We start from the raw sequence: 22,357 nt of genomic DNA, 5'->3' as shown, positions 1-22,357 counted from the left end.
CTCCGCGTCTTTTCGTCCTCATCAACCGGTATAAAGCTTCCGCCCGGCGGGGAAACGCGATGACCGGCGATTTCCCCTGGCTCCGGCGCCTGGCCGCTTTTCAACGCCTGGAATTGCGTCTCGACGAAAATCTGGCGCCGGCCGCCGCGCGTGTCTACTGGCCGCTGGCCAATAAAATCGCCGCGCGCTGCGCGGGCCGCGATGCGCCGCTGTTGGTCGGCCTCAACGGGCCGCAAGGCTCCGGCAAAACCACCGGCGCGGCGCTGCTGCGTTTTCTGCTCGGCGAATTGGGTCTGGCCGCGGTCGCGCTTTCCATCGACGATTTTTATCTGCCGTGGCCGGAGCGGCAGGCGTTGCAAGCCGGCCATCCCGACAACCCCTACTATCGGGTTTCGCGCGGCAACCCCGGCACGCACGACCTCGCGCTGGCGCACCGGGTGCTCGACACCCTGTCGACGGCCACGGCGACGGATTCGACGCGGTTGCCGCAATTCGACAAATCGCTGCACGACGGCAAAGGCGATCGCCTGCCGCCCGAGCGCTGGCCCGTTTTTCACGGCCGGCCGGCGGTGATTCTGCTGGAAGGCTGGCTGGTTGGCGCGCCGGTCTTGCCGGCCGATCTGCTCGACCGCCTGAAGAGTACGCAGCCGGAGGTCATGGCCTGGGAGCGGGAGAACGATCCCGACGGGCGGTACGGCCGGGCGTTGAACGAAGCGCTCGGCGCGTACGAATCGGTGTGGAACCGGCTCGATGTGCTGGTCGTGCTGCGGATTCCCTCGCTGGCCAAGATTCGCGAATGGCGCACCGCGCAGGAGCGCGAATTGCGCCGCGCCGCCGGACAGGGCATGAGCGACGAGGAAACGGCCGATTTCGTCAAACCCTACCTGTTATTGACCGCCGTGCACGGCCGGCAGGTGCTGGGGAATTGCCGGTTCGGCCTGACGGATTTTTTGATTGAAATCGGCGAGGATCAGCAGCCCTGGCGGCTCGTGGAATGCCCGCGCGCCGTCCCGGATGCGGCGGCGGACGGGCCGGCGAACGGAGCGGAGGCATGATGAAACCACGGATCGGACTGGCGGCCGTCGCGCACCCGAATGAGGTGGGCTTCGCCGAGGCGGCGGGGCTGTTGCGGGAAATCACCGCGGCTCTGGCCGGAGCGGGCGAGGAATGGGTGGTTCATCCGGCGGTCGTCACGGAAATCGACGCGGCGGACGAGGCATTCGAACGATTTTATGCAGCCCGTTTGGACGGGTTGGTGATTCTGACGGCCACCTGGAGCGATGACTTTTTGGCCGTGCGGCTCGTCAAACGCTTGGGGGTGCCGGTGTTGACTTGGGCGCGGCGCGGGGTCCACACGGGCTCGCTCTGCGGCACGCAGCAACTCGACCAGGTGCTCGCCGAATTGGGAATGCCGTTCGTCTTCTGCCTGGGCGAACCGGACGACCCCGAGGTTCGCCGGCTCATCGCCGAATTCGCCCGGGCCGCCGGCCTGCGCTCGCGCCTGCAAAACCTTCGCGTCGGCCTGCTCGGCCACCGCAATTTCGGCATGACCGAAATCGCGGTCGACGAACTGGAACTGCGCCGCCGGCTCGGCCCGGAAGTCGTGCCGCTGTCGGCGCGCCGGTTCGCCGCCGCCGTCGAGGCGATCACCGACGCCGCCGCCGAGGCCGGTTGGACGGCGGCGCAAGCCGGGATGAAAAACCAGGCGACGCCCGCGGCCGGCCGTCAGGCCGCGAAAGTGCTGCTGGCGCTGAACGAGTGGCGCGTCCGGCATCGGTTGGGCGCGGTAGCGGTGGATTGCTATCCCGACTACATGGGGCGCTTCTGCCTGGCGGCCGCGCGGCTGGCCGCCGAGGATTTCGTCGTCGCCTGCGAGGGCGACGTCAACGGCGCGGTGGCCCAGGTCATGATGCATTGCCTGACCGGCGGCCCGACCCACAACACGGATCTGCTGGACGTTGACGACGCGGCGGGCACGGCGCTGTTCTCGCACTGTGGCGCGGGCCACCCGAGCCTCGCCGCCGATCCGCGACAGGTGACCTTGGCGCCGGTGCGCCTGGCCGATGAGGGAGTGTGCGTCTTGTTTCCAGGCAAACCGGGACCGGTGACGCTGGTCAACCTCGTCGGCCGCGCCGGCACGTACCGGATGGGCGTGATCGAAGGCGAGGCGGTGGCGACGGATCTGGAATTTCCCGGCAACCCGGTGCGGGTCCGCCTGCCGGGCGGCGGCCGCGCGTTTCTCGAATTCGTCGCGCGGCACGCGTTGGGCCACCACTGGATGATCGGCTACGGCCGCGTCGCGCGCCCGCTGGCTTGGTTGGCGGATTGGTCGGGATTGCCGCTGTACCGCGGCGGCGAATAAACGGCCGTTCTTGTTGACCCGTTCGGCGACCGTGTTTAGTTTTCAAGGGAAGCAGAATCACCTGCCAACCATCAAAGGGACCGGCCCATGGACGAAGCGACTCGTTTGCGCAAAATTCTGGCTTCGCTGTTCGCCTTGGTCATCGGCCTGGGGTATCTCACCGCGCTGGCCAACCTGTATTTCGCGATGCATCTGGCCGACGGCCAACCCGGGCTGACCCCGCGCGACATCGTCCTCCATTTTCACGGCGAGCCGGAAAAAACGCTGTTGTCGGCGAAAATCCAGGGATCGATGCGGCCCAACCTGAAAGACGACGGCCAGGTTCAAACGATCCTTGCCTGGATCAAGGGCGGGGCGACCCAGGATACCTTCGGGCCGGTGAAGGAGATTCTCGACGCGCAGTGCATCGGCTGTCACAACCCCGCGGGCATCGGTTCGTTCCGGCCGCTGACCACGTTCGCGGAAGTGGCCACGACGACGACCGCCGACACCGGCATGTCCTGGGCGCGGCTGGCGATGGTTTCGCACCAGCACCTGTTCGGCATCGGCCTGTTGTGCTTTGTGCTAGGTTGGTTGCTGCTGCAAACGCCGTTGCCCGCGAAATTCAAGATCGCGGCGATGCTCATCGGTTTTGTCGGCATGTTGCTGGACGTCGGCGGTTGGTGGGCGACGAAGTGGAATCCCTCGCTGGCTTTTCTGGTGATGCTCGGCGGCGCGCTCAACGGCCTGTTTTTCGGTATCGGCGTCTTCTCGATCTGGTGGGACGCGTTTTTCGCGAAGCGGCGCACCTGATCTTTTCGATTTGACTCTCGGCCGGAATCCGACCTGCTAATTCAACCCGGCGATTTTCGCCGCCGCCGCCGCGGCGGCCTGCTCGGACTTCGCCTTTTCGAGAAACACCTCGGCCAGCATCGTGGCGATTTCGTCCAGCGCCGCGTTGAGGCGCGGGTGCAGCGGTAGGGCGCGGCCGATCGCCAGGGATTGGCGGAACGCGGGGCCGTCGGGCGAGGCGGCGAACCAGGGGTCGTCGAGCAGGTCTTGCCGCACCGGCAGCCAGCCGCTCTGCGTCAGTTTGTCGCGCTGCACCGCAGCGGCGAACAGGGCGGTCAGCAACGGCAGGCATCCGGGCTTGCCGCCCGCCGGCAACACCAGCGACCAGCCGCCGATGAGCGTGGCCCGGGGCACCGGCAGGGACGCCATCCGGCCGGCGAAGGCGCTTTGCTTTGCCAGCATGCCCCGGTCCCACGAGCCGCCCACGGCCATGGCGTAGGCGCCGCCCGCCAGACCGTTGAAGACGTCGTTTTGTTCCATCCCGGCCACGCCGGACGGACAGGCGCCGGCCTGGATCAACGATTGCAGCCACGCCAGAGCCGCCGCGGCCTGGGGCGCCTCGAGCCGCAGCCGGCCCGATTCGTCGGCCAGATCGCCGCCCTGAGCGAAATACCACGGCAGGAAAGCGAGCGCCGCGTTGGGGTAGCGCTGCGCCGAAAAGGCGAAACCGCGCGCTTCGCCCTGCAGCCGTCGCGCCATTTCCGCCAGGCGGTTCAGATCCCATTGCGCCGGGTCCGTGGGCGGCGTCACGCCGGCCGCCGCGGCCAGATCACGCCGGTACCAGAGCACCATCACGTCGGCGTCGAAAGGCACGGCCCAGACACTTTGCCGGTCACTGACGGCCGGCAGCAAAGCCGGCAGCGCCTGACCGCGCACCAGTTCCGCCGCTTCGGGAGGCAGGGGTCGGAGCGCGCCGGCCTCGACGAGGGGGCCGATCCATTCGTTGCGCGCCAGAACCGCGTCGGCGAAGTCGCCGCGTTTGGCGCCGAGCAGAATCTTTTGAAAAATCGCGTCGCGCTTGCCGACCAGCACCTTGGCCTCGACGTTCGGCCAGGCTGCCAGCGCCGTTTGCAGGGCCGGGAGTTTATCGGGGGCGTACCACGACGGCACGAGCAGGGTGAAATGCGCCGGCGCGACCGGTTCCGGGCGCGAACAGCCCAAGCTTGCCAGCAGGCAGAACAACAGCAGTCCGAGAAAAACGGTTCTAGTTCGCAAGGTGGCTCCACAACCGCCGGCGGAATAGCGCGAAGAGCGCCAGCACCGGCAGGATTGAAAGTAAAAGATACGCCGCCACGTGGCCCTGCTCGAAACCGTGCTCGCTGAAATAGCGGTACAGTCCGACCGTGAGCGTCATTTTTTGCGGATCCTCGAGCAACAGGAACGGCAGGAAAAACGTGTTCCACGAGGAAATGAACAGCAGCAGCCCCGTGGCGAACAGCCCCGGCCAGGCCAGCGGCAGCGTCACGCGCCAGAAGACCGACGGCGCGGACAGGCCGTCGAGGCGCGCCGCCTGCTCCAGGCGCACGGGGACGTTTTGAAACGTCGCGGTCAGGGTCCACATCGCGAGCACGACGCCGCCCGATTTGAGCAGCGCGACGAACGGCAGGCTGTCGAACGCGTTCAGGTTTTCGGCCAGGCGATAGATGGCGGTCATGTTGGCCGCGCCCGGCGCCAGGTGCAGCGCCAGGCAGCCCAGCAGCACCGCGTCGCGATAGCGGAAACGATGCCGCGCCAGGCCGTAGGCCCCCAGCGCCCCGAGGGCCAGCGCGACCGCCGTCGCCGGCAGGCAGACCGCGAGCGAATTGCCGAGTTGTCGCCAGAAAATGGCGCCGCCGAGGATTTCGGCGTAATAGGCGAAAGTGGTTTGGACGGGCCAGAACGTCGGCGGCCAGCGATGCATTTCGATTTCCGGCGTCAGCGACAGGCGCACCAGCCAGAACAGCGGCAGCAGGGCATAACCGGCGAGCAGGAGGAGCGGCAGGATCAGCCACCGGCGATGCGGCTTCATGCCGGCCTCCGCAGGCGCAGGTACATCGCCGCGAACACCGCGTACAGCGCCAGAATGACCATTCCCAGCGCCGAAGCGTAGCCCAGTTCCATCCGGCCGCCGAAGGCCGTGCGATAGGTGAACAACGCCACCAGTTCCGTGGCGCGCAACGGCCCGCCGCCGGTCAAGGCGAACGGCAGGGTGAAGGAAACCATCGCGCCCATCCAGACCAGCAGCGCGTTGGCGCCCAGCATCCGCCGCTGATGCGGCAACAGGATGTGGCGCAGCATCATCAGGCGCGAGGCGCCGTCCAGCCGCGCCGCCGCGAGCAGGTGGTTCGGCAGCGAGGCCAGACCGGCCAGTTGCAACAGGGCCGACAGCGCCAGCCCGTGCCAGAGCGTGGCGATCCACAAGGCGCCGAACGCGAAGCCGGCGTGCGTTTTCCACGGCAACGGCCCGAGCGACAGTTGGGCTAGCAGCCAGTTCAACAGGCCGCCCTCCTCGCCGAGAAACTCGTGCCAGACCAGCGCCACCGCGATGTCCGACAAGGTCCACGGCATCAGGAGCAGCAAGGTCACCAGCAGCTTTCGTCGGGGCGATTCGAGCGCCGTCAGCGCCAGGCCGAATCCGAGGCCGACCTGCAGCACGACCGCGCCGCAGGCGAACAACAGGCTGGCCAGGATCGCCCGGCCGAACAGCGGATCGCCGAGCAGGCGGAGGTAATTGGACGGGCCGATCAGTTGGCCCGCGCCGCCCGGTCCGGCGTCGGTAAACGACAACGCCAGGGCGTAAGCCAGCGGCGCCGCCCAGACGATCAGGGCCAGCCCGATCGGCGGCCCCAGGTAGCGAAGGACGATCGGCGCGCGGCGCTCGCTCATGCCAGCCGTTCTCCGGTGACGGCGTCGAACAGGTGCACTTCCGCCGACGCCAGACCCAGGCGGACCGGCTCACCGGCCGCCGGCAGGTCTTTGTCGCGGTGCAACCGCAGGCGGATTTCCGCCTCCGGCAGGCGGACCGTCGCGATTTTCACCGGTCCCTGGTATTCGACCCGCGCCAGGGTGCCGCACAGGCGCGATTCGCCCTCGACCGGCACGACCGCCTCGGGACGGAAACCGCACAACACGCGCGGCCGGTCGAGCGGGTGATCGCAGGGAACTTCCCCCCACGGGCCGCGGACGACGCCCTGCCGCAATTCGCCGGCCAGCAGGTTCATCGCGGGCGCGCCGAAGAAACGGGCGACGAATTCGTGGGTCGGCCGCTCGTAGATTTCCCGCGGAGTGCCCGACTGAATCACCCGGCCGTCGCGCATCACCGCGAGCCGATCGCCCATCGCCATGGCCTCGGCCTGGTCGTGGGTGACGAAAACCGTCGCGACGCCGGTCTCGTCCACCAGGTCGCGGATCAGGCCGCGCAGCTTTTCGCGCAGCAGCGGGTCGAGGCTGGAAAGCGGCTCGTCCAAGAGCAGCAGGTTGGGCCGCCGGATCAGCGCCCGGCCCAGCGCCACCCGCTGGCGTTCGCCCCCGGACAATTCGTGCGGATAGCGGTCGAGCAACGGTTCGATTTCCAGCCGCCGGGCGATGCGCGCCACGGCCTCGGTCGTGGCCTGCCGGCGGGCGCGCAACGGAAACCCCAGATTTTTCGCCACGGTCAGATGGGGATAGAGCGCCCCGTCCTGGAAGACCAGGGCGACGTTCCGGGCGGCGGGGGATTCACTTCGCCAGTCGCGGCCGGCGAAGGCGATTTGGCCGCCGTCGGGGTCGAGCAGGCCGGCGATGATGTGCAAAGCCGTGGTTTTACCGCAACCGGAGGGGCCCACCAGGGCGAGCAGTTCGCCCAACCGCAGGGTGAAAGTCAGCCCGGAAAGGGCGCTGGCGCGGCCATAACATTTGGTAATATCTTGCAGATTCAGCAATTCAGCCATGACGCCGGGTAATTTATGTGAATGCCGGCATAAAAGCAAATCGGCTCACCTTTTTCCCTTTGACGGTCGATATGCTATTGACTGGATGATTGAATCGAATTGCTTGTAAAATCTGGCGTATTTGCTGGTTGACATCTCGGACGGGCGGCATTAAACCCAACTTGCCGTATCACTGAAACGCGAATGCTCGACCCGTGGAATGATCGATACAGTGGGAGCGACTGATGGGTATCGAATTGCATCAACCGGACTATCTCGATTTGATGCGGCAGCAGTATCCGGATAAGTTTCTGGCGGAAGACCGGATTTTTCAGAAAATCCACCGCGGCGCCAAAATCTTTGTCGGCACGGCCTGCGGCGAGCCGCAATATCTGGTGCGGTCGCTGGCCGAGTACGTTAAAAACAATCCGAAATCGCTGTTCGACGCCGAGGTTTTCCAGGTCTGGACCCTGGGCGTGGCGCCGTATACCGAACCGGTATTCAAGGCCAATTTCCGCCACAATTCGTTCTTCATCGGCGACAGCTCGCGCGGCGCGATCAACACGGGCCTCGCCGATTATTCGCCGATTTTCCTTTCGCAGGTGCCCGAATTGTTCCGGACCGGCATGGTCGAGGTGAACGTCGCGTTGATCCAGGTTTCGCCGCCCGACGCCCACGGCTACATGAGCCTGGGCATCAGCGTCGACATCGTCAAAACCGCGGCGGAGAAGGCCGATCTGGTCGTCGCCCAGGTGAACCGCTACATGCCGCGCGTGCACGGCGACGGCTTCATTCACATCTCGGACGTCGATTTTCTGATTCAGCACGACGAGCCGCTGCTGCGCTACGAGCCGGAAGCCAATACCGACGTGATGCGCGAAATCGGCGGCTACGTGGCGCGCCTGGTCCAGGACGGCGACACCATCCAGGTGGGCTACGGCGCGACGCCCAACGCCATTCTCGATGCGCTTTCGGGCAAGAAACACCTCGGCGTGCATACCGAGCTGCTCAGCGAGGGGCTGGCGCGGCTGATCATCAAGGGCGTCATCGACAACTCCCGCAAGACCATCGACGCCGGCAAGACGGTCGCCTCGTTCAGCATGGGCACCGAGGAAACCTATCAGTTCATTCACGACAATCCCGGCATTCAGTTCCGCACCATCGACTACACCAACGACCCGCTGATCATCGCCAAGCAAGACCGGATGGTGGCGATCAACAGCGCCCTGGCCGTCGATCTGACGGGCCAGGCGACGGCCGAATCGATCGGTAGCATGTTCTACAGCGGCATCGGCGGCCAGGCGGATTTCATGCGCGGCGCGGTGCTGTCCCGGGGCGGCCGGTCCATCCTGACGATCCCGTCGACGGCGCTGGGCGGCAAGGTGTCGCGCATCGTGCCGTTCCTCTCGGAAGGCTCCGGCGCGACGCTCAACCGCGGCGACATCCACTACGTGGTGACCGAATACGGCATCGCCTACCTGCACGGCAAGAACATCCGCGACCGCGCCATGTCGCTGATCGCCATCGCGCACCCGAACCACCGCGCCTGGCTGATTAAAGAAGCCAAGCGGCACAACCTGATTTACAAAGACCAGGCGTTCATCCCGGGCAAGCGCGGCGAGTACCCCGACGAGATCGAAGCCTTCCGCGTCACGCGTAAAGGCTTCGAGCTGTTCGTGCGACCGGTCAAGATCAGCGACGAGTCGCTGCTCAAGGATTTTTTCTACGACCTGTCGGACAACAGCCTTTATCGCCGGTTCATCTCGGTGCGCAAGGACATGCCGCACGAGCGGCTGCAGGAATTCGTGGTGATCGATTACACCAAGGAGATCGTGCTCCTGGCCTTCGATCCCAGCGCCGAGGTGGAAAAGGTGGTCGGCGTCGGCCAGTACTGCGTCGACGAAAGTTCGCACACGGCCGAGGTTTCCTTCGTGGTGCGCGACGAATTCCAGAACATGGGCGTCGGCACCGAATTGCTCAATTACCTGACGTTCCTTGCCAAGAAACAAGGTTTGCTCGGTTTTACGGCGGAAGTACTCGTGGAAAACAAGCCCATGCTGCGCCTGTTCGAAAAGGCGGGCTACGACATGACCAAGTCGATGGCCGAGGGCGTTTACGAACTCAAGATGATGTTCAGGAAGTAAGGAATGAGCAGCCAAGAATCAACCATCCAGTATCTCTTCAAGCCCCGGAGCGTCGCCGTGCTCGGCGCCTCGACGAACCCGGACAAGATCGGCAGCAAGGTGCTGCGGAACATCCTGGGCAGCGGCTACCAGGGCAAGATCTACCCCGTCAATCCGAAGGGCGGCGAAATCGACGGCATCCCCGCCGTGCGCAGCCTCGGCGAGATCGCGGGCGGGATCGACCTGGTGACCATCGCCATCCCCGCCAAACTGGTCGTCGGCGCGGTCGAGGAATGCGCCAAAGCCGGCGCCAAACACCTGTCGGTCATCACCTCGGGGTTCTCGGAAGTCGGCAACCTCGAGGAGGAAAACCGCATCGTCGCCATCGCCCGCGAAGCCGGCATGCGCGTCCTGGGCCCGAACATTTTCGGCGTCTACAGTTCGGCGGCCTCGATCAACGCCACCTTCGGCCCGAGCGACGTCGAACAGGGCGGCGTGGCGATCATCACCCAGAGCGGCGCCCTGGGCATCGCCATGATGGGCAAGACCAAGACCGAAAAAATCGGCCTCTCGGCCGTGGTTTCGGTCGGCAACAAGTGCGACGTCGACGAAGCCGACCTGTTGACCTACCTGGTCGAGGACGACCTGACCAAGGTCGTGCTGATGTACATCGAGGGCGTCAAGGAAGGCGCCAAGCTCGTGCAAATCCTGCCGGAAGCGATGAAGAAAAAACCGATCATCGTCATCAAATCCGGCCGGTCCAAGCGCGGCGCCATGGCCGCTGCCTCGCACACCGGCTCGCTCGCCGGCGCCGATGAGGTCTTCTCGGCCATCATGCGCCAGTGCGGCGTGCTGCGCGCCGAGAGCATCCAGGAAGCCCTCAACTGGTGCAAGTTCCTGCAGGATACGCCCCTGCCCAAGGGCGAAAACACGGTGATCCTCACCAACGGCGGCGGCATCGGCGTGCTGGCCACCGACGCCTGCGAAAAATTCGAGGTCAACCTGTACGACAACATCGCCGAGATGCAGCGGATGTTCGCCGGCTCGATGCCCGACTTCGGCTCGCTGAAAAACCCGGTGGACATCACCGGCCAGGCGTTGATCGACGATTACGACAAAACCATCAGCGCCGCGCTGCACAACGACAACGTCGATTCGCTGATCGTCCTGGGCTGCCAGACGGCGGTGCTCGACGCCCACAGCCTGCCCGGCACGATCGAGCGGGCGATGGCTCCGGCGATGCCGAAGAAGCCGCTGATCTTTTCCTTCTTCGGCGGCCCGGCCATCGAGGCGGCGATCACCGAGCTCAAGGGCAAGGGCCGGCCGATCTTCGGCGACGTCTACGAGGCGGTTTCCTGCCTCGGCGCGTGCTATCAGGTGACGCGCAACCGGCAGACAGACCGCGGCGACGCGGGCATCGTCGACCGGCTGGCGGCCGAATTCGACTACGACACCATCCAACGCGTGCTCGCCGGCGTGCGCGCCGACAACCGTCGTTTCCTGCTGGCCCACGAGGCCCAGACGCTGATGAAGGCGGCGGGCATCCCGATGCCGCAGAGCGTGGTCGCCCGCAATCTCGACCAGGCGGTCAAAGCGGCCGAGGAAATCGGCTATCCGGTCGTCATGAAGATCGTCTCGAAGGACATCATTCACAAGAGCGACGCCGGCGGCATCGCCCTGGATCTGGACAACCGCCAGGAAGTGGTGGACGCGCACGAGGCGATCATGCACAACTGCCGCGCCCACAATCCCAACGCGGTGCTCGAGGGCGTCGAGGTCGCCGAGCAGGTGCCGAGGGGCACCGAGACGATCATCGGCGCGCGGCGCGACCCGTCGTTCGGCCCGATCGTCATGTTCGGCCTGGGCGGCATTTACGTCGAGGTGATGAAGGACGTTTCCTTCCGCGCCATTCCGCTCTCGTACAACGAGGCCGGCCGGATGATCCAGGAGATCAAATCCTTCCCCTTGCTGCTGGGTGTTCGCGGCGAAAAGCAGAAGGACATCGACACGCTGCTCCACACCATTTTGCGGGTGGGCGCGGTGCTCAGAACGTTCGACGAAATCAACGATATTGAAATTAACCCTCTGGTGGTTTACGACCAGGGAATGGGCGCGAAAGCGTTGGATGCGCGAATTTTGCTTCGCCATTCCGTCAAAGGAGCCTAGTGATGAAGAAGCTCGTCGTTGCCTCAACCGGTAAAAGCGCCGGCAAAACCTGCCTCATCGTGGGAATTGCATCAGCCTTGGGCGGGACTTGCGGTTACATCAAGCCTATCGGCGACCGCCTGCTTTATCGCAAGAAAAGGCTCTGGGATCACGATGCCGCCCTGTTCGCCGCCCTCTGGAAGCTCGACAACAAGCCCGAGGACATCACGATCGGCTTCGAGCACGCCAAGCTGCGGTACATGTACGACCGGTCCGGCACGAAGGAAAAGATCGGCGAAATGGTCGCCGCGGCCGGCAACCGCGACTACCTGTTCATCGAGGCCGGCGGTTCGCTGTCGTTCGGCGCCTCGGTCCACCTGGATCCGATCTCCCTGGCGAAGTACGCCGAAGCCGAACTGCTGCTGATCGTCGGCGGCGACGAGGATTCGGTGCTCGACGAAATCCATTTCTACAAGAACTACATCGACGACGAGGGCGCCCGGATGGCCGGCGTCATCATCAACAAGGTGCAGGATCTCGAAGACTTCCAGCACACCTTCGGCGAGGAACTGGCGTCGACCGGCATCCCGATCCTCGGGGTGATTCCGCAACAACCCGAATTGCGGGCGCTGCCGGTGAAGTACCTGGTCGAACGGCTCTTCGCGCGGGTCGTCGCCGGCGAACTGGGCCTCGACCGCGTCGTCGAGAACCTGTTCCTCGGCGCGATGTCGGTTTCCTCGGCGATCGGCCACCCGTTGTTCGAAAAGCCCAACAAGCTGATCATCACCTCGGGCGACCGCAGCGACATGATCCTGGCCGCGCTCGAAACCGCCTCGTCGTGCATCGTGCTGACCAACAACCTGCTGCCGCCGGGCAACATCCTGTCCAAGGCCTCCGAGGCCAGGATTCCGGTGCTGCTCGTGCCCTGGGACACCTACACCACGGTGCAGAAAATCGGCCAGGTTGAGCCGCTGCTCACCACCGACGACAAAGCGAAAATCGAACTCCTCACCGATTTGGCCAAGGCGCACGTCAAGCTCGACGTCCTGAAAAAATAGTTATTACCGCGAAACCAGTGGCCGGCCGGTCCGCCTGGATCGGCCGGCTTTGTTTTACGCGCCGTTCTGGAATTGAGCGGCCGGCAACGGCCCGCGCGCCCGGTCGCGATTTGACGCCGGCACCGGGACCACCGGCGTCCCGCCGGTGCTTGCCTTGATTCTTGCCGAAAGACCTTGCCGTGATAGCTGTCTTTAAAAAACACTACCCCTGAAAGGCCCGGGCGGGGCCTCCAAGGGGTAGATAAAAATCAAATGGATTTAGTCGGTTTCGCGACTAGAAACGATTGCGGCCGCCGCCGAAGCGCGAGCCACGATCGCCGCCACGACCACCGCCGCCACCGCCGCCGCCGGGCCGTTTTTCGCTGGCGGTATCGACGCGGATGGTCCGGCCGTCGAGCTCGGTGCCGTTGAGGGCCAACGCGGATTTGGCCGCATCGGCGCTGGCGAAGGTGACGAAGCCGAAGCCGCGGCTGCGGCCGGTCTCGCGGTCGCTGACCACGATCGCTTCCTCGATTTCACCGTATTGGGAGAAAGCGTTCTTCAAGCCTTCGCTGTCGGTCGACCAGGAGAGGCCTCCCACGAAAATTTTGTTCGCCATAGACTCGTTCCTTTACATGTTTTGGGAAGCCGATTGCAATGACACAGTAATTTCTCGGTGATTCAGAGGTCAGGCCATACGTTCCGGAAAGCGAAAAAACGAGGCGGAAGTGAGTATTGCCAGCATGTTACCGCGGAACAACAAGCGATTACCCGTGCACCCAATGCTCCCGATGAAAAAGACCCTTACCGGACGTTTGTCAAAAGACCGAACAGACGTCTTTTACCGAAACATCCCGGCGACTGGGATTTGTGTATCATGTCGGTTTTGGAAAAGCAATGGATATCCCGCTAATTACGCGCGGCGGTGTAACGTTCGGTCGAAGCGATCCAACAGCGAATAGATGACCGGCACCACTACCAGGGTCAGCAGCGTTGAAACCAACAGGCCGCCGATGACGCAGACGCCCATCGACGAGCGCATTTCGGCGCCATAGCCGTTGCTCAACACAATCGGCAACATGCCGAAAACCATGGCGGCGGTGGTCATCAGGATCGGACGCAGCCGAGTCGGGCCGGCCTGCAACAAGGCGGCTTTCATTTCCATTCCGTCGCGGCGGCGCAGCACATTGGTGTAATCGACGAGCAAAATCGCGTTTTTTGTCACCAAGCCCATCAGCATAATGACGCCGATCATGGCAAAGATGCTCAAGTTGTCGCCGGAAAGCAGCAACGCGCCCAACGCCCCCGGCAACGAAAGCGGCAGGGCGATCATGATCGTCAGCGGGTGAATGTACGAATCGAACTGGCTGGCCAACACCATGTAAATGATGAGCACGGCGAGCAGCAGGGCGAGGTACATCGACTGAAAGGATTCGCCCATGACCTTCGCGAGGGTGCCGACCGAGGTGACGATTCCCGGATGCGGCAGCGAATCGGCGGCGGCCTGAATCAGCTTAATGGCTTTGCCCATCGGCATGGTCGAATCGAAACCGACCTTCACGTCGATTTTGCGCAAGCGATCCTCGCGGTCGATCTGCGTCGGTCCGAAACCGTTTTCGATCCGGGCGATGGAAGAAAGCGCTACCAGGGAATGGTGTTGGTTGCGCACCTGAAGATTGGCCAATTGCGCGGGGTTTTGCCGCGCCGCCTCGTCCAGGCGCACGCGGATTTCGTAATCGTCGCCTCCGATCCGATATTTGGACGCCTCGATGCCGCCGACCAAGGCATTGACCGTTTGCCCGATCGTGTACGAAGCGACTCCTAGATGTGCCGCCTTTTCCCGATCGACCAGAAGCTTCACCTCGGGCCGGTTTTTTTCGTAAGTGGTTTCGAAGTCGGTCAGGCCCGGCGTGCCGCGCAGGCGGTCCACCAGACGCCGGCTGAAATCGTCGAGGGCGGCCAGATCATGCCCCTTCAGGCTGTATTCGACTTGATTCATATGAACCGCGACGTCCCCCGTATCCATGATGTCTTTCGGCGACACGTAGAGTTCCGCCGCGGGAAATTGTGCGGTCAGGGCCTGAATCGCGGGGATGATTTTCAGGAGAGATTCTTTCCGTTCGTTTTTCGGCACGAGGCCGACGGTGATTTCCGCCTGATTCTGTTTCTTTTGCGCATCGGCCCCAACCGTCAGCATGGTGGAAACGACCGATTTGTTTTCCCGGATTTTTGCGGCGATCGCCGCGGCGTAGGTTTCGGTTTTCTCCAAGGACGAACCGATCGGCAGTTTGACGCGGACCAGGATCATATCCAAATCAGTGGTGGCGGACAGGGTGGTGTTGAGCAGGAAGATCGAGCCCAGGCTGAGGAGGAAAACGCTCACGGCGATGGCGATCGTCGCTTTCCGGTGGTCCAACGCCCAGCCGATCAAGCGCCGGTAATTCCGGTCCAGCGCCAGCAGTACGCTTTCAATGCGTGCGTAGATGGCGTGAGGGCGGGGCGGTCGCAGAAAACGCGCGCACAACATCGGCGTCAGGGTAAAGGAGACAAAAAGCGACAACAGCACCGCGACGGATACCGTCAGGCCGAATTGGTTGAAGAAACGGCCGATCAAACCCTTCATGAAAGCCACCGGCAGGAAGACCGCGACGATGGTCAGCGTGGTGGCCAGAATCGCCATGCCGATTTCCTTGGCGCCGCGGACCGCCGCTTCGCGCGCCGGCAAGCCTTTTTCCAGGTGCCGGTAGATGTTTTCCAGCATGACGATGGCGTCGTCGATCAGGATGCCGATCGACAGCGAAAGCGCGACCATGGTCAGGGTATTGAAGGTGAAATGCATGGCCCGAATGAAAATGAAGGTGCCGATGATCGAGGTCGGGATCGCCAAGGCCGCGATCAGCGTGGAGCGCGGACTGCGCAGAAAAACAAAAACGATCAGAATCGCCAGCACGCCACCGAACAGCAGGTCAAAGCGAACGCTTTCGAAGATGGCCCGGATGGAAAGGGTCTGGTCCACCGCCACCCGCGCTTCCCATCCCGCCGGAAGGCTTTGTTCAATTTCGGCCAGGCGTTTTTTGATTGCCTGACCGACCTCGATGGTATTGGTGCCGGATTGTTTGCGGATCACCAGGGCGACGGCGTTGGTGCCGTTCCATTGGGCGGCGGTGCGGCGTTCCTCGACGCCGTCCTCGACTCGGCCCAGATCGCCCAGAAAGATCGGCTGGCCGGCGATTTCCACGATTTTCAAATTGCGGATTTCATCCAAAGTGGCGAACCGGCTCAGCACCTTGACCGACAATTCCCGTTCGGCGGTGGTGATTGCACCGCCCGGGAAATCGAGATTGTTGGCGGCCAGCGCGCCGATCACATCGGTGACGGCCAAGTTGCGCGATTGCAGACGGAAGGGATCCAAGAACACGTGAATTTCCCGTTCCTGGCCGCCGACGATGTCCACCGAGCCGACGCCCGGCACGTTTTGCAAGGTCTTTTTAATGGTTTCGCTCGTATAGTGCGTCAGTTCGCCGACGGATGCCGGGCCGCTGACCGTCAGGGTCAGAATCGGGAACGAGCCGGGATCGACCTTGGTGATGATGGGCGTTTCGGCATCGGAGGGCAGTTGGGTCACCAGGCGGGCGATCTGATCGCGGACATCCTGGATCGCGCTGTCGATCTTCACTTCCAGTTCGAACTCGACGATCAATTGCGAGACGTTTTCGACGCTGATCGACCGCATGGTCTTGATGCCGGCGACGTTGCTGAGGGCATCCTCGATTTTTTCCGAAATCTCTTTTTCCACCGATTCGGGATCGGCGCCGGGATAGATCGTCGTGACGGTCACAATCGGTGTATCGACATTCGGCAGCATGTCCAGGCCGATTTCGGGATAGGAAGCGATACCGAACACGAAGATGGCCGCAATCATCATACTGGTGAATACGGGGTGACGAATGCAAATTTCGATCCACGACATTGGCGATCCCTTCGTTAAATCGTTTTCTCGCCGGGCCGGCATCAAGGCCGCCCGGCCTTGCCGTTTGCCGGCTGGTTCAGCGCGGCCGCCGTGGCGGCAATCGTCGCATCGCGGGGCAAGCCCTCCTCGATCAAAACACGGTCGCCGATGACGATGCCGGGCGTGACCGGTGTTTTGACGAACTCATCGTCTTCCTCGACGACTACGAAGGACCGCCCGTTCGGCTCCTGGCCGATCGCCGTCGCCGGGACGAGCACCGCGCCGTCCGGCAATCGGCGCGGGATCGTTACGCTCACGAACGAACCGGCCCGGATGCGGTTTTCGGGGTTCTCGATTCGCAGGCGAACTTCGAAAGATTGGGTTCCGGGTTGCAGTTGGCTGGAAACGAAGACCACGCGGCCGGTCGTTTCCAAGCCAATACTTTCCACGCGCACCGTCGCCTCCTGATCGGGAAGCACGAATCGGCCGTCGTTTTCGGGCAGGAAAATCTGCACCTCGAGCGCCGACAGATCGACCAGGCGTAATAGAGGAGTCGGCGGCATGAGGGTCACGGTTTCGCCGACTTCCTTCAAAATTTGCGTGACGACGCCGTCGTAAGGCGCGGTGAGGATGCTGTCGCCGAGCGATTTTTTCGCGCTTTTCAGGGCGGCGGCGGCCATCGTCCGGCGGGCGAGGGCTTGTTGCTGTTGTAGCCGTATTGCCTCAAACGCGACTTCCGAAATGGATTCATCCCGGCGCAACGTTTCATAACGCTCGTAATCGCGTTGCAGTTGGTCGGCCGCGATTGCGGCGGCGTCGTATGCAGATTGCGCCTGTTCGACGCCCAATTGGAACGCCTCCGGGTTCAATCGCATTAGAATCTGGCCGCGTTTGACGGCCTGGCCGCGCGCTACGACGATTTGGGTGATTTTGCCGTTGACCTCGCTGCCGAGCAGACTGTCGCGCAAGGGCAGCGCCGTGCCGGAGGCCGTGATCGCCGGGACCGCTTCGTTCGCGCCGAGTTTCTGGACCGCCACGGCCGGCCCCGCGGTTTCTTTTTCGGCGGCGCCGGCCGCTCCGGAGTTTTCGCGAGAAGCAGCGGACGATCGACAACCGGCCGCCGTCAGGGCCAGTAGCGCCAACAGCAGCGGCAACAAGCGAAACAGCGATTTCATGATTTTCTCCTTATTCCCGATCGCGGCTGGGGAGAGCGGCTGCCGGGGCATCGTCGGCCTGCCGCAAATTCTGGAAAGGTATTTCGCCGATCGCGGCGGCCAGCGAGGCGTCGGCCAGCACCGCCAGGTAGCTGGCGGCGTCGTAACCGGTCTGCGCCGAGGTCAGTTGCGTCTGGGCGCCGAGCAGGTCGGTGGTCGTGGTCTGACCGACCCGGTAGCGGTTTTGTTCGATCCGGAAATTCTCTTCCGCCTGGGCGAGAACCTGCCGATTGGTTTCGACGGATTCCCGGGCCAGATTGGCGTCGCGCCAGGCCTTCTCGATCGACATCTGCAAGTCGATCCGCGTCCCGCGCGCTTCGTGCATCGTCTTCTCGGCCGCGTAGGCAGTCGCGCGGGACTGGAGCACGTCGCCTCCCAGGCCCCAGAAATTCCAGGTCAGCACGAATCCCGCCGAGTACGTTCGGTCCGGCGTCGTGTCCAGGCCGTCGTCGTTCCAGTTTGCGGCGGCGACGGCGCCGACATCCGGCAGCAGTTGAAGATAGGAGGCGGCACGATTTTCCCGGGCGATCTTCTCCTGCAGCCGGGTAAGCTGGATTTCCGGCCGATCTCGTTCGCCCTGTTCGAGGTGCCACGCGAGTTCACGGTGATCCGCCAGGGCGGTCGGCGGATCGCGCAGTTCAATCTCCGCGAGCGGCAGATCCAGCAGTTTGGCGAGGTAGGACTTGGCGTAGGCTTCGTCGCTGCGGGCCTGCTTCAGTTGCAGCGCCACTTCGCTGCGGCTCATTTGGATTTTCAATAGATCGGCCTTGGTGATCAGGCCTTGCGTTTTCATTGCCTGGGCATCGGTTTCCAATCGCTCGACGCGCGCCAGCGCCTGTTCGAGCGTCGCGGTTTTCTTTTCGGCGATCAGCGCCTGAAAGTAATTCATGGCCAGATAGAGCGCGATCCGATCCCGGGTCGCCCGATAGCCCAAACGGGCCGCTTCGGCCGTGTTGCTCGCCATTCGGTCGTACAACGCGAGGCGCGGTATTTGCGTCAGCGGTTGATAAGCCTGCAATGTCAAATCGTTGTCGTGATCGGGCACCGCCGTAAAGGCGTTGAAGTCGATCTGGCCCAGCATCGAACCGAAAAGGGCCGCCTGCTCCGCCGGCAATCCGGCAGGCAGCGTCAGCGACATGTCCGGCATGGTATCGTGAACATCCAGCCAGGTTTGGTGCGCCTGCAGGGTGACCTGCGGTAGAAAACGGGTCGCCGCGGCATAACGCTCCTGATCGCGTTGCTCCATTTCCGCCCGCGCGGCCAAAACCCGATCCGAATGGGCCAGGCCCCGGGAGAGGCACTCCTTCAGATCCAGGGCGAACGCCGGGGCGCTGGCTGCCAGAATCAAGACCGTCACTACCGCCCAAGCGGTGAACCAGCGCCGCTTCATCCGGATTCTCCTTTGCGGAAAAAACAGGGGGCACTCGTCGAAAGGAAACAGGGAGGATCGAGAAGTACGTCTAGTTGAAACCAGCATTAAGGCCGTTCTTTCGGTGCGGAATTGGTTCATCCATTCAACCACCGGCCCCCTGGCAACGACCTTGACGTTTTCGACGAGTGCCGCCCACGAACAAAAGGGGTTGAAAGTCGCTCGCTCTAGAAAATTCCGGTCAGGCCGATTTGGAGGCCGAACCGGCTCGAGGTCGCGTCGTAATCGAATTCGGTTCCGCTCGTGTCGTCCGTGCCGGAAAGCGAGGTGTATTGATAGTAGACCGAAGGCGTCAGGGCGATTTCATCGGCAAAGAAGAAGACCGCGCCGAGGCTGGGCCGTACGGCGAATCCGCCGGCGGTGTCGGAAGTGCTGTCGCCTTCATCGGGTTCGTTATTGAGGCCTTGATAATCGTAACCGACTTCGACATTGATGAAGGGGTGCACCGGGATGGGCGTGGCATAGTAGTAGCCGGTTTGAATGCCCGCGAACGCCTCGCTGGTGGAAGTGATGTTGTCGTCCTCGTCGGTGACGCTCCGATAGTCGTACCGTAGCGCCGGTCCGAGTTCCCAGCCTTTCAGGATGAAATAGCCGCCTTGAACGCCGGCTCCGAATTGGGCGATGTCGGTTTCGACTTCATCGCCGTCTTCCGGCTCGAAGGTGTCGGTGCCCATGCCGAAGTCGAGCCCGCTGGACAGATTCAACATGAATTTGCCTGCCGCGAACGGATTGTCCTTGGCCGTTACACCCCAGGCAAAGGAGCTGCCGGTCATCATCAACAAAGCCGCCAGAACCAACAGAGGAATCAAAAGCTGCTTTTTCAAAGTAAAACCTCCTCGTTTGTTTTGTTCTCACACCAAAATCAACTGGCGGTTTGATTAGCATTGGGTGTGCCAATTTTATAATTTCAATAAAATCAACATCTTATGTAAATTTTCAATGAAAATATGCGATATTTCGTAAAAATCATTGGCGATATTTCGTAAATTGTTCTAAAATTACGAAATATCGCGTAAACGAAAAAGTGATTGAAAAGACATGACAATTGACAAAGATGAATTTTTTCATCGGGTGACCAAGGCAATTACCGGCACTTTGGATATTGAAAAAGGGTTGGATCAATGTTTTCGCTTATTGCAGAAATTTATGCCCGTCAATCAGATGAATCTGCTGCTCTATGATTCGTCGGTCGGAATGATGAAGTTATTAGCCGGTGCAACCAATATGGATGTGCCATTCTCACATCAGAATATTGTGGCTCTTCCGGAAATCGCCCGGCAGTTTGTCGACCGCCTGCTGGTCGAAAACAAGCCTTTTATCACTTCGATCAACGGATTAGATGATTTGCTGAAAATCGGCTTTTCATCTGGTGATTACGATCAGATGGGGATTCCGATCGAATTCATCAACGAAATGTCGCGGTTCATCCTGGGTTTGTTCATCGAAGGCAAAAACGTGGCCTTTCTGGAGGTTTCGACTTTCGGTCTGAACCATTATACGGAGGAACACGGGCAATTGCTGCTCTTGCTAAACGAACCGTTGGCTATCGCCGTGGACAACTACCTGACTCACCAGGAAGTATTGAAACTCAAAGCCATGTTGGAAGACGACAATCGTTTTCTGCAGGCCGAACTCCACCATCTCATCGGCGATCAGATCATCGGCGTGGACATGGGTCTGCGGCCGGTCATGGATATGGTGGAACAGGTGGCGTCGAAGAACAGCCCGGTCATGCTCTTCGGCGAAACGGGGGTCGGCAAGGATTTGATCGCCAATGCCATTCACGACGCGTCGCCCCGCCGGAACGGGCCCTTCATCAAAGTGAATTGCGGTGCGATTCCCGAAAACCTCATCGACAGCGAGCTTTTCGGCCACGAAAAGGGAGCGTTCACGGGGGCGATCGCGCGCAAGCGCGGTCGCTTCGAGCGCGCCGACCAGGGGACGATTTTTCTCGACGAAATCGGTGAATTGCCCTTGCCGGCACAGGTGCATTTGTTGCGCGTCATCCAAAACAAGGAATTCGAACGCGTCGGCGGCACTGAAATCCTGAAAACCGACGTTCGCATCATCTCGGCCACCAACCGCAACATCGAGGATATGGTCTCGGCCAGGCAATTTCGCGAGGATTTGTATTTCCGGTTGAATGTCTTTCCCATTTTGATTCCGCCGTTACGGCATCGAAAAACCGACATCCCCGCCCTGGCGCAATATTTTATCGAGCGCAAGGTGATCGATCTGAAGATCGCCAAAACTCCCTCACTGGCGCCGGGAGCCCTCCGGCGGCTGATGGAGCACAAATGGCCCGGCAATGTCCGTGAGCTGGAAAACCTGATCGAGCGGGAACTGATCCTGAACAAGGGACCGGTGCTGGAATTCCCAAGTCTGACACCCGTCGGCGATGCCGATCTCGTGAAAAACGGCAAGGCAGCGCCCCAAGCGGCCCGGTTGGACGAGGCGATGGCCGACCATATCCAGTACGCACTCTCCCTCGCCAAAGGAAAAGTGCACGGCAAGGGCGGCGCGGCGGAAATCCTGGGAATCAATCCCAGCACCTTGCGCAGCCGGATGAAAAAGCTGGGCATTCCGTATGGTCGCAAGTGACGGAGACGCGCCGGCATTTTCAACCGTCGGGCGCGATGTTATAGCTATTTAGACAATTGGGACCATTCACCAGATCCGCTAAAAGGGGCGAAGCCATGACCGAAGCATCACGCCAGGCGTTGGTGGGGTTGCGGGATCTGACGACTCTCAAGTGGTACGTCATTCCGCTGTTGGCGATCACCTTTTACATCTACGTGAAAGAGATCCACCAAGCCCGGCAAACCGGCAACTGGGACGCGATCTTCGCCGGGCTCACTTTGTTCGGCATGGACTTCGTCAACGAAACCTGGAACGGCATGGTGTTTCACCTGACGCAGCGTTCGGCCGTCTGGACCACGCCGGGCGATACCGCACTGCGCACACTGATGGGCTGGAATATCGAAATCATGTTCATGTTTTCCATCGCCGGCATCATTTTCTATTATTCGCTGACGCCGGCGCGCGACCAGAAGATTCTCGGCCTGCCGGAGGGCTGGTTCTGGGCGATCGCCTACGCGGCCTTTTGCGTGTTCGTCGAGTGCCTGCTCAACCTGGGCGGCCACCTCGTGTGGGAATACGAATGGTGGAACCTGTCCTTCAAGGGCGTCTGGCTGATCTTCCTGTTCGGCTATTTCCATTTTTACGTGGCCATTTTGCTGGTGCTTTCCCTGCGAACCGTCAAGGCGCGGGTGATCGCCGTGTCGTCGCTGTACGGCCTCGCCGCCGCCGCCAACTTCGTGTTCCTGGGCCTGCTCGGCTGGGTGTATTAGCGCGCGAAAATCCGCCGCCGACCGACTCAC

Annotated in this window: 17 protein-coding genes; 8 read left to right on the top strand and 9 right to left on the bottom strand. The window is 62.1% G+C overall.

All coding sequences use genetic code 11. The features are described from left to right. The first annotated feature begins 59 nt into the window (after nucleotides 1-59). The 3 genes from GX444_01750 (at nucleotide 60) to GX444_01740 (ending at nucleotide 3,154) form a co-directional block, all read left to right on the top strand. Entirely contained in the window at nucleotides 60-1,055 is a 996-nt protein-coding gene (locus GX444_01750) for a kinase (GenBank protein ID NLH47308.1), read from the top strand. Continuing rightward, nucleotides 1,055-2,362 carry a hypothetical protein gene (locus GX444_01745; protein ID NLH47307.1) on the top strand — a complete coding sequence of 436 codons (1,308 nt, stop codon included), beginning with the start codon at nucleotides 1,055-1,057 and terminating at the stop codon, nucleotides 2,360-2,362. Before GX444_01750 ends, GX444_01745 begins: the two co-directional genes overlap by 1 nt. 87 nt (nucleotides 2,363-2,449) lie before the next feature. Continuing rightward, entirely contained in the window at nucleotides 2,450-3,154 is a 705-nt protein-coding gene (locus tag GX444_01740; protein ID NLH47306.1) for a hypothetical protein, read from the top strand. Between the two features lie 36 nt (nucleotides 3,155-3,190). On the opposite strand, the gene GX444_01735 is transcribed toward GX444_01740, so the two are convergent. The 4 genes from GX444_01735 to GX444_01720 are packed head-to-tail and all read right to left on the bottom strand — an operon-like array spanning nucleotide 3,191 to nucleotide 7,101. After that, nucleotides 3,191-4,408, bottom strand: a complete 1,218-nt coding sequence (locus GX444_01735; protein ID NLH47305.1) for an extracellular solute-binding protein — start codon at nucleotides 4,406-4,408, stop codon at nucleotides 3,191-3,193. Beyond that, nucleotides 4,398-5,201, bottom strand: coding sequence for a carbohydrate ABC transporter permease (locus GX444_01730; GenBank protein NLH47304.1), 804 nt, complete (start codon nucleotides 5,199-5,201; stop codon nucleotides 4,398-4,400). The genes GX444_01735 and GX444_01730 overlap by 11 nt, the downstream gene beginning before the upstream one ends. Next, entirely contained in the window at nucleotides 5,198-6,058 is an 861-nt protein-coding gene (locus GX444_01725) for a sugar ABC transporter permease (GenBank protein ID NLH47303.1), read from the bottom strand. The genes GX444_01730 and GX444_01725 overlap by 4 nt, the downstream gene beginning before the upstream one ends. Continuing rightward, nucleotides 6,055-7,101: an ABC transporter ATP-binding protein gene (locus GX444_01720; GenBank protein ID NLH47302.1), complete on the bottom strand. Its 1,047-nt coding sequence runs from the start codon at nucleotides 7,099-7,101 to the stop codon at nucleotides 6,055-6,057. The genes GX444_01725 and GX444_01720 overlap by 4 nt, the downstream gene beginning before the upstream one ends. A 224-nt stretch (nucleotides 7,102-7,325) precedes the next feature. On the opposite strand from GX444_01720, the gene GX444_01715 reads away from it, so the two are divergent. The 3 genes from GX444_01715 to GX444_01705 are packed head-to-tail and all read left to right on the top strand — an operon-like array spanning nucleotide 7,326 to nucleotide 12,406. Beyond that, nucleotides 7,326-9,224 (top strand): GNAT family N-acetyltransferase, encoded by a 1,899-nt coding sequence (locus tag GX444_01715; GenBank protein ID NLH47301.1) that lies wholly within the window; start codon nucleotides 7,326-7,328, stop codon nucleotides 9,222-9,224. Nucleotides 9,225-9,227: 3 nt separating this feature from the next. Beyond that, nucleotides 9,228-11,369, top strand: a complete 2,142-nt coding sequence (locus GX444_01710; protein ID NLH47300.1) for a CoA-binding protein — start codon at nucleotides 9,228-9,230, stop codon at nucleotides 11,367-11,369. 2 nt (nucleotides 11,370-11,371) lie between these two features. Next, nucleotides 11,372-12,406 (top strand): phosphotransacetylase family protein, encoded by a 1,035-nt coding sequence (locus GX444_01705; GenBank protein NLH47299.1) that lies wholly within the window; start codon nucleotides 11,372-11,374, stop codon nucleotides 12,404-12,406. Nucleotides 12,407-12,680: 274 nt separating this feature from the next. Here GX444_01705 and GX444_01700 read toward each other — a convergent pair whose 3' ends face one another. The 5 genes from GX444_01700 to GX444_01680 all read right to left on the bottom strand — a co-directional run bounded on the left by GX444_01700 (nucleotide 12,681) and on the right by GX444_01680 (nucleotide 19,801). Beyond that, the gene (locus tag GX444_01700) at nucleotides 12,681-13,004 is read right to left on the bottom strand and encodes an RNA-binding protein (GenBank protein NLH47298.1); all 324 of its coding nucleotides are present in this window, start codon (nucleotides 13,002-13,004) and stop codon (nucleotides 12,681-12,683) included. Between the two features lie 294 nt (nucleotides 13,005-13,298). Next, nucleotides 13,299-16,355 carry an efflux RND transporter permease subunit gene (locus GX444_01695; protein NLH47297.1) on the bottom strand — a complete coding sequence of 1,019 codons (3,057 nt, stop codon included), beginning with the start codon at nucleotides 16,353-16,355 and terminating at the stop codon, nucleotides 13,299-13,301. Between the two features lie 41 nt (nucleotides 16,356-16,396). After that, entirely contained in the window at nucleotides 16,397-17,509 is a 1,113-nt protein-coding gene (locus GX444_01690; GenBank protein ID NLH47296.1) for an efflux RND transporter periplasmic adaptor subunit, read from the bottom strand. Nucleotides 17,510-17,519: 10 nt separating this feature from the next. Next, on the bottom strand, nucleotides 17,520-18,938 hold the full coding sequence (locus GX444_01685; protein NLH47295.1) for a TolC family protein: 1,419 nt from the start codon (nucleotides 18,936-18,938) through the stop codon (nucleotides 17,520-17,522). 206 nt (nucleotides 18,939-19,144) lie between these two features. Continuing rightward, entirely contained in the window at nucleotides 19,145-19,801 is a 657-nt protein-coding gene (locus tag GX444_01680; protein ID NLH47294.1) for an outer membrane beta-barrel protein, read from the bottom strand. Between the two features lie 214 nt (nucleotides 19,802-20,015). On the opposite strand from GX444_01680, the gene GX444_01675 reads away from it, so the two are divergent. Together GX444_01675 and GX444_01670 are read left to right on the top strand one after the other, a co-directional pair. After that, on the top strand, nucleotides 20,016-21,578 hold the full coding sequence (locus tag GX444_01675; protein ID NLH47293.1) for a sigma 54-interacting transcriptional regulator: 1,563 nt from the start codon (nucleotides 20,016-20,018) through the stop codon (nucleotides 21,576-21,578). A gap of 95 nt (nucleotides 21,579-21,673) precedes the next feature. After that, a complete protein-coding gene (locus tag GX444_01670; GenBank protein ID NLH47292.1) occupies nucleotides 21,674-22,327 on the top strand; it encodes a hypothetical protein in 654 nt (217 codons plus the stop codon). Nucleotides 22,328-22,357 lie beyond the last annotated feature (30 nt).

Source organism: Myxococcales bacterium, assembly GCA_012517325.1.
Classification (GTDB): domain Bacteria; phylum Lernaellota; class Lernaellaia; order Lernaellales; family Lernaellaceae; genus JAAYVF01.
The sequence above is the reverse complement of the archived record's forward strand: the minus strand, read 5'-3'. Positions and strand labels throughout refer to the sequence as shown.

What these genes read in the sequence shown, in the direction of transcription:
- GX444_01750 (NLH47308.1), top strand. Translation starts at nt 60, where the DNA reads ATGACCGGCGATTTCCCCTGGCTCCGGCGCCTGGCCGCTTTTCAACGC.
- GX444_01745 (NLH47307.1), top strand. Translation starts at nt 1,055, where the DNA reads ATGAAACCACGGATCGGACTGGCGGCCGTCGCGCACCCGAATGAGGTG.
- GX444_01740 (NLH47306.1), top strand. Translation starts at nt 2,450, where the DNA reads ATGGACGAAGCGACTCGTTTGCGCAAAATTCTGGCTTCGCTGTTCGCC.
- GX444_01730 (NLH47304.1), bottom strand. Translation starts at nt 5,201, where the DNA reads ATGAAGCCGCATCGCCGGTGGCTGATCCTGCCGCTCCTCCTGCTCGCC.
- GX444_01725 (NLH47303.1), bottom strand. Translation starts at nt 6,058, where the DNA reads ATGAGCGAGCGCCGCGCGCCGATCGTCCTTCGCTACCTGGGGCCGCCG.
- GX444_01720 (NLH47302.1), bottom strand. Translation starts at nt 7,101, where the DNA reads ATGGCTGAATTGCTGAATCTGCAAGATATTACCAAATGTTATGGCCGC.
- GX444_01715 (NLH47301.1), top strand. Translation starts at nt 7,326, where the DNA reads ATGGGTATCGAATTGCATCAACCGGACTATCTCGATTTGATGCGGCAG.
- GX444_01710 (NLH47300.1), top strand. Translation starts at nt 9,228, where the DNA reads ATGAGCAGCCAAGAATCAACCATCCAGTATCTCTTCAAGCCCCGGAGC.
- GX444_01705 (NLH47299.1), top strand. Translation starts at nt 11,372, where the DNA reads ATGAAGAAGCTCGTCGTTGCCTCAACCGGTAAAAGCGCCGGCAAAACC.
- GX444_01700 (NLH47298.1), bottom strand. Translation starts at nt 13,004, where the DNA reads ATGGCGAACAAAATTTTCGTGGGAGGCCTCTCCTGGTCGACCGACAGC.
- GX444_01695 (NLH47297.1), bottom strand. Translation starts at nt 16,355, where the DNA reads ATGTCGTGGATCGAAATTTGCATTCGTCACCCCGTATTCACCAGTATG.
- GX444_01690 (NLH47296.1), bottom strand. Translation starts at nt 17,509, where the DNA reads ATGAAATCGCTGTTTCGCTTGTTGCCGCTGCTGTTGGCGCTACTGGCC.
- GX444_01685 (NLH47295.1), bottom strand. Translation starts at nt 18,938, where the DNA reads ATGAAGCGGCGCTGGTTCACCGCTTGGGCGGTAGTGACGGTCTTGATT.
- GX444_01675 (NLH47293.1), top strand. Translation starts at nt 20,016, where the DNA reads ATGACAATTGACAAAGATGAATTTTTTCATCGGGTGACCAAGGCAATT.
- GX444_01670 (NLH47292.1), top strand. Translation starts at nt 21,674, where the DNA reads ATGACCGAAGCATCACGCCAGGCGTTGGTGGGGTTGCGGGATCTGACG.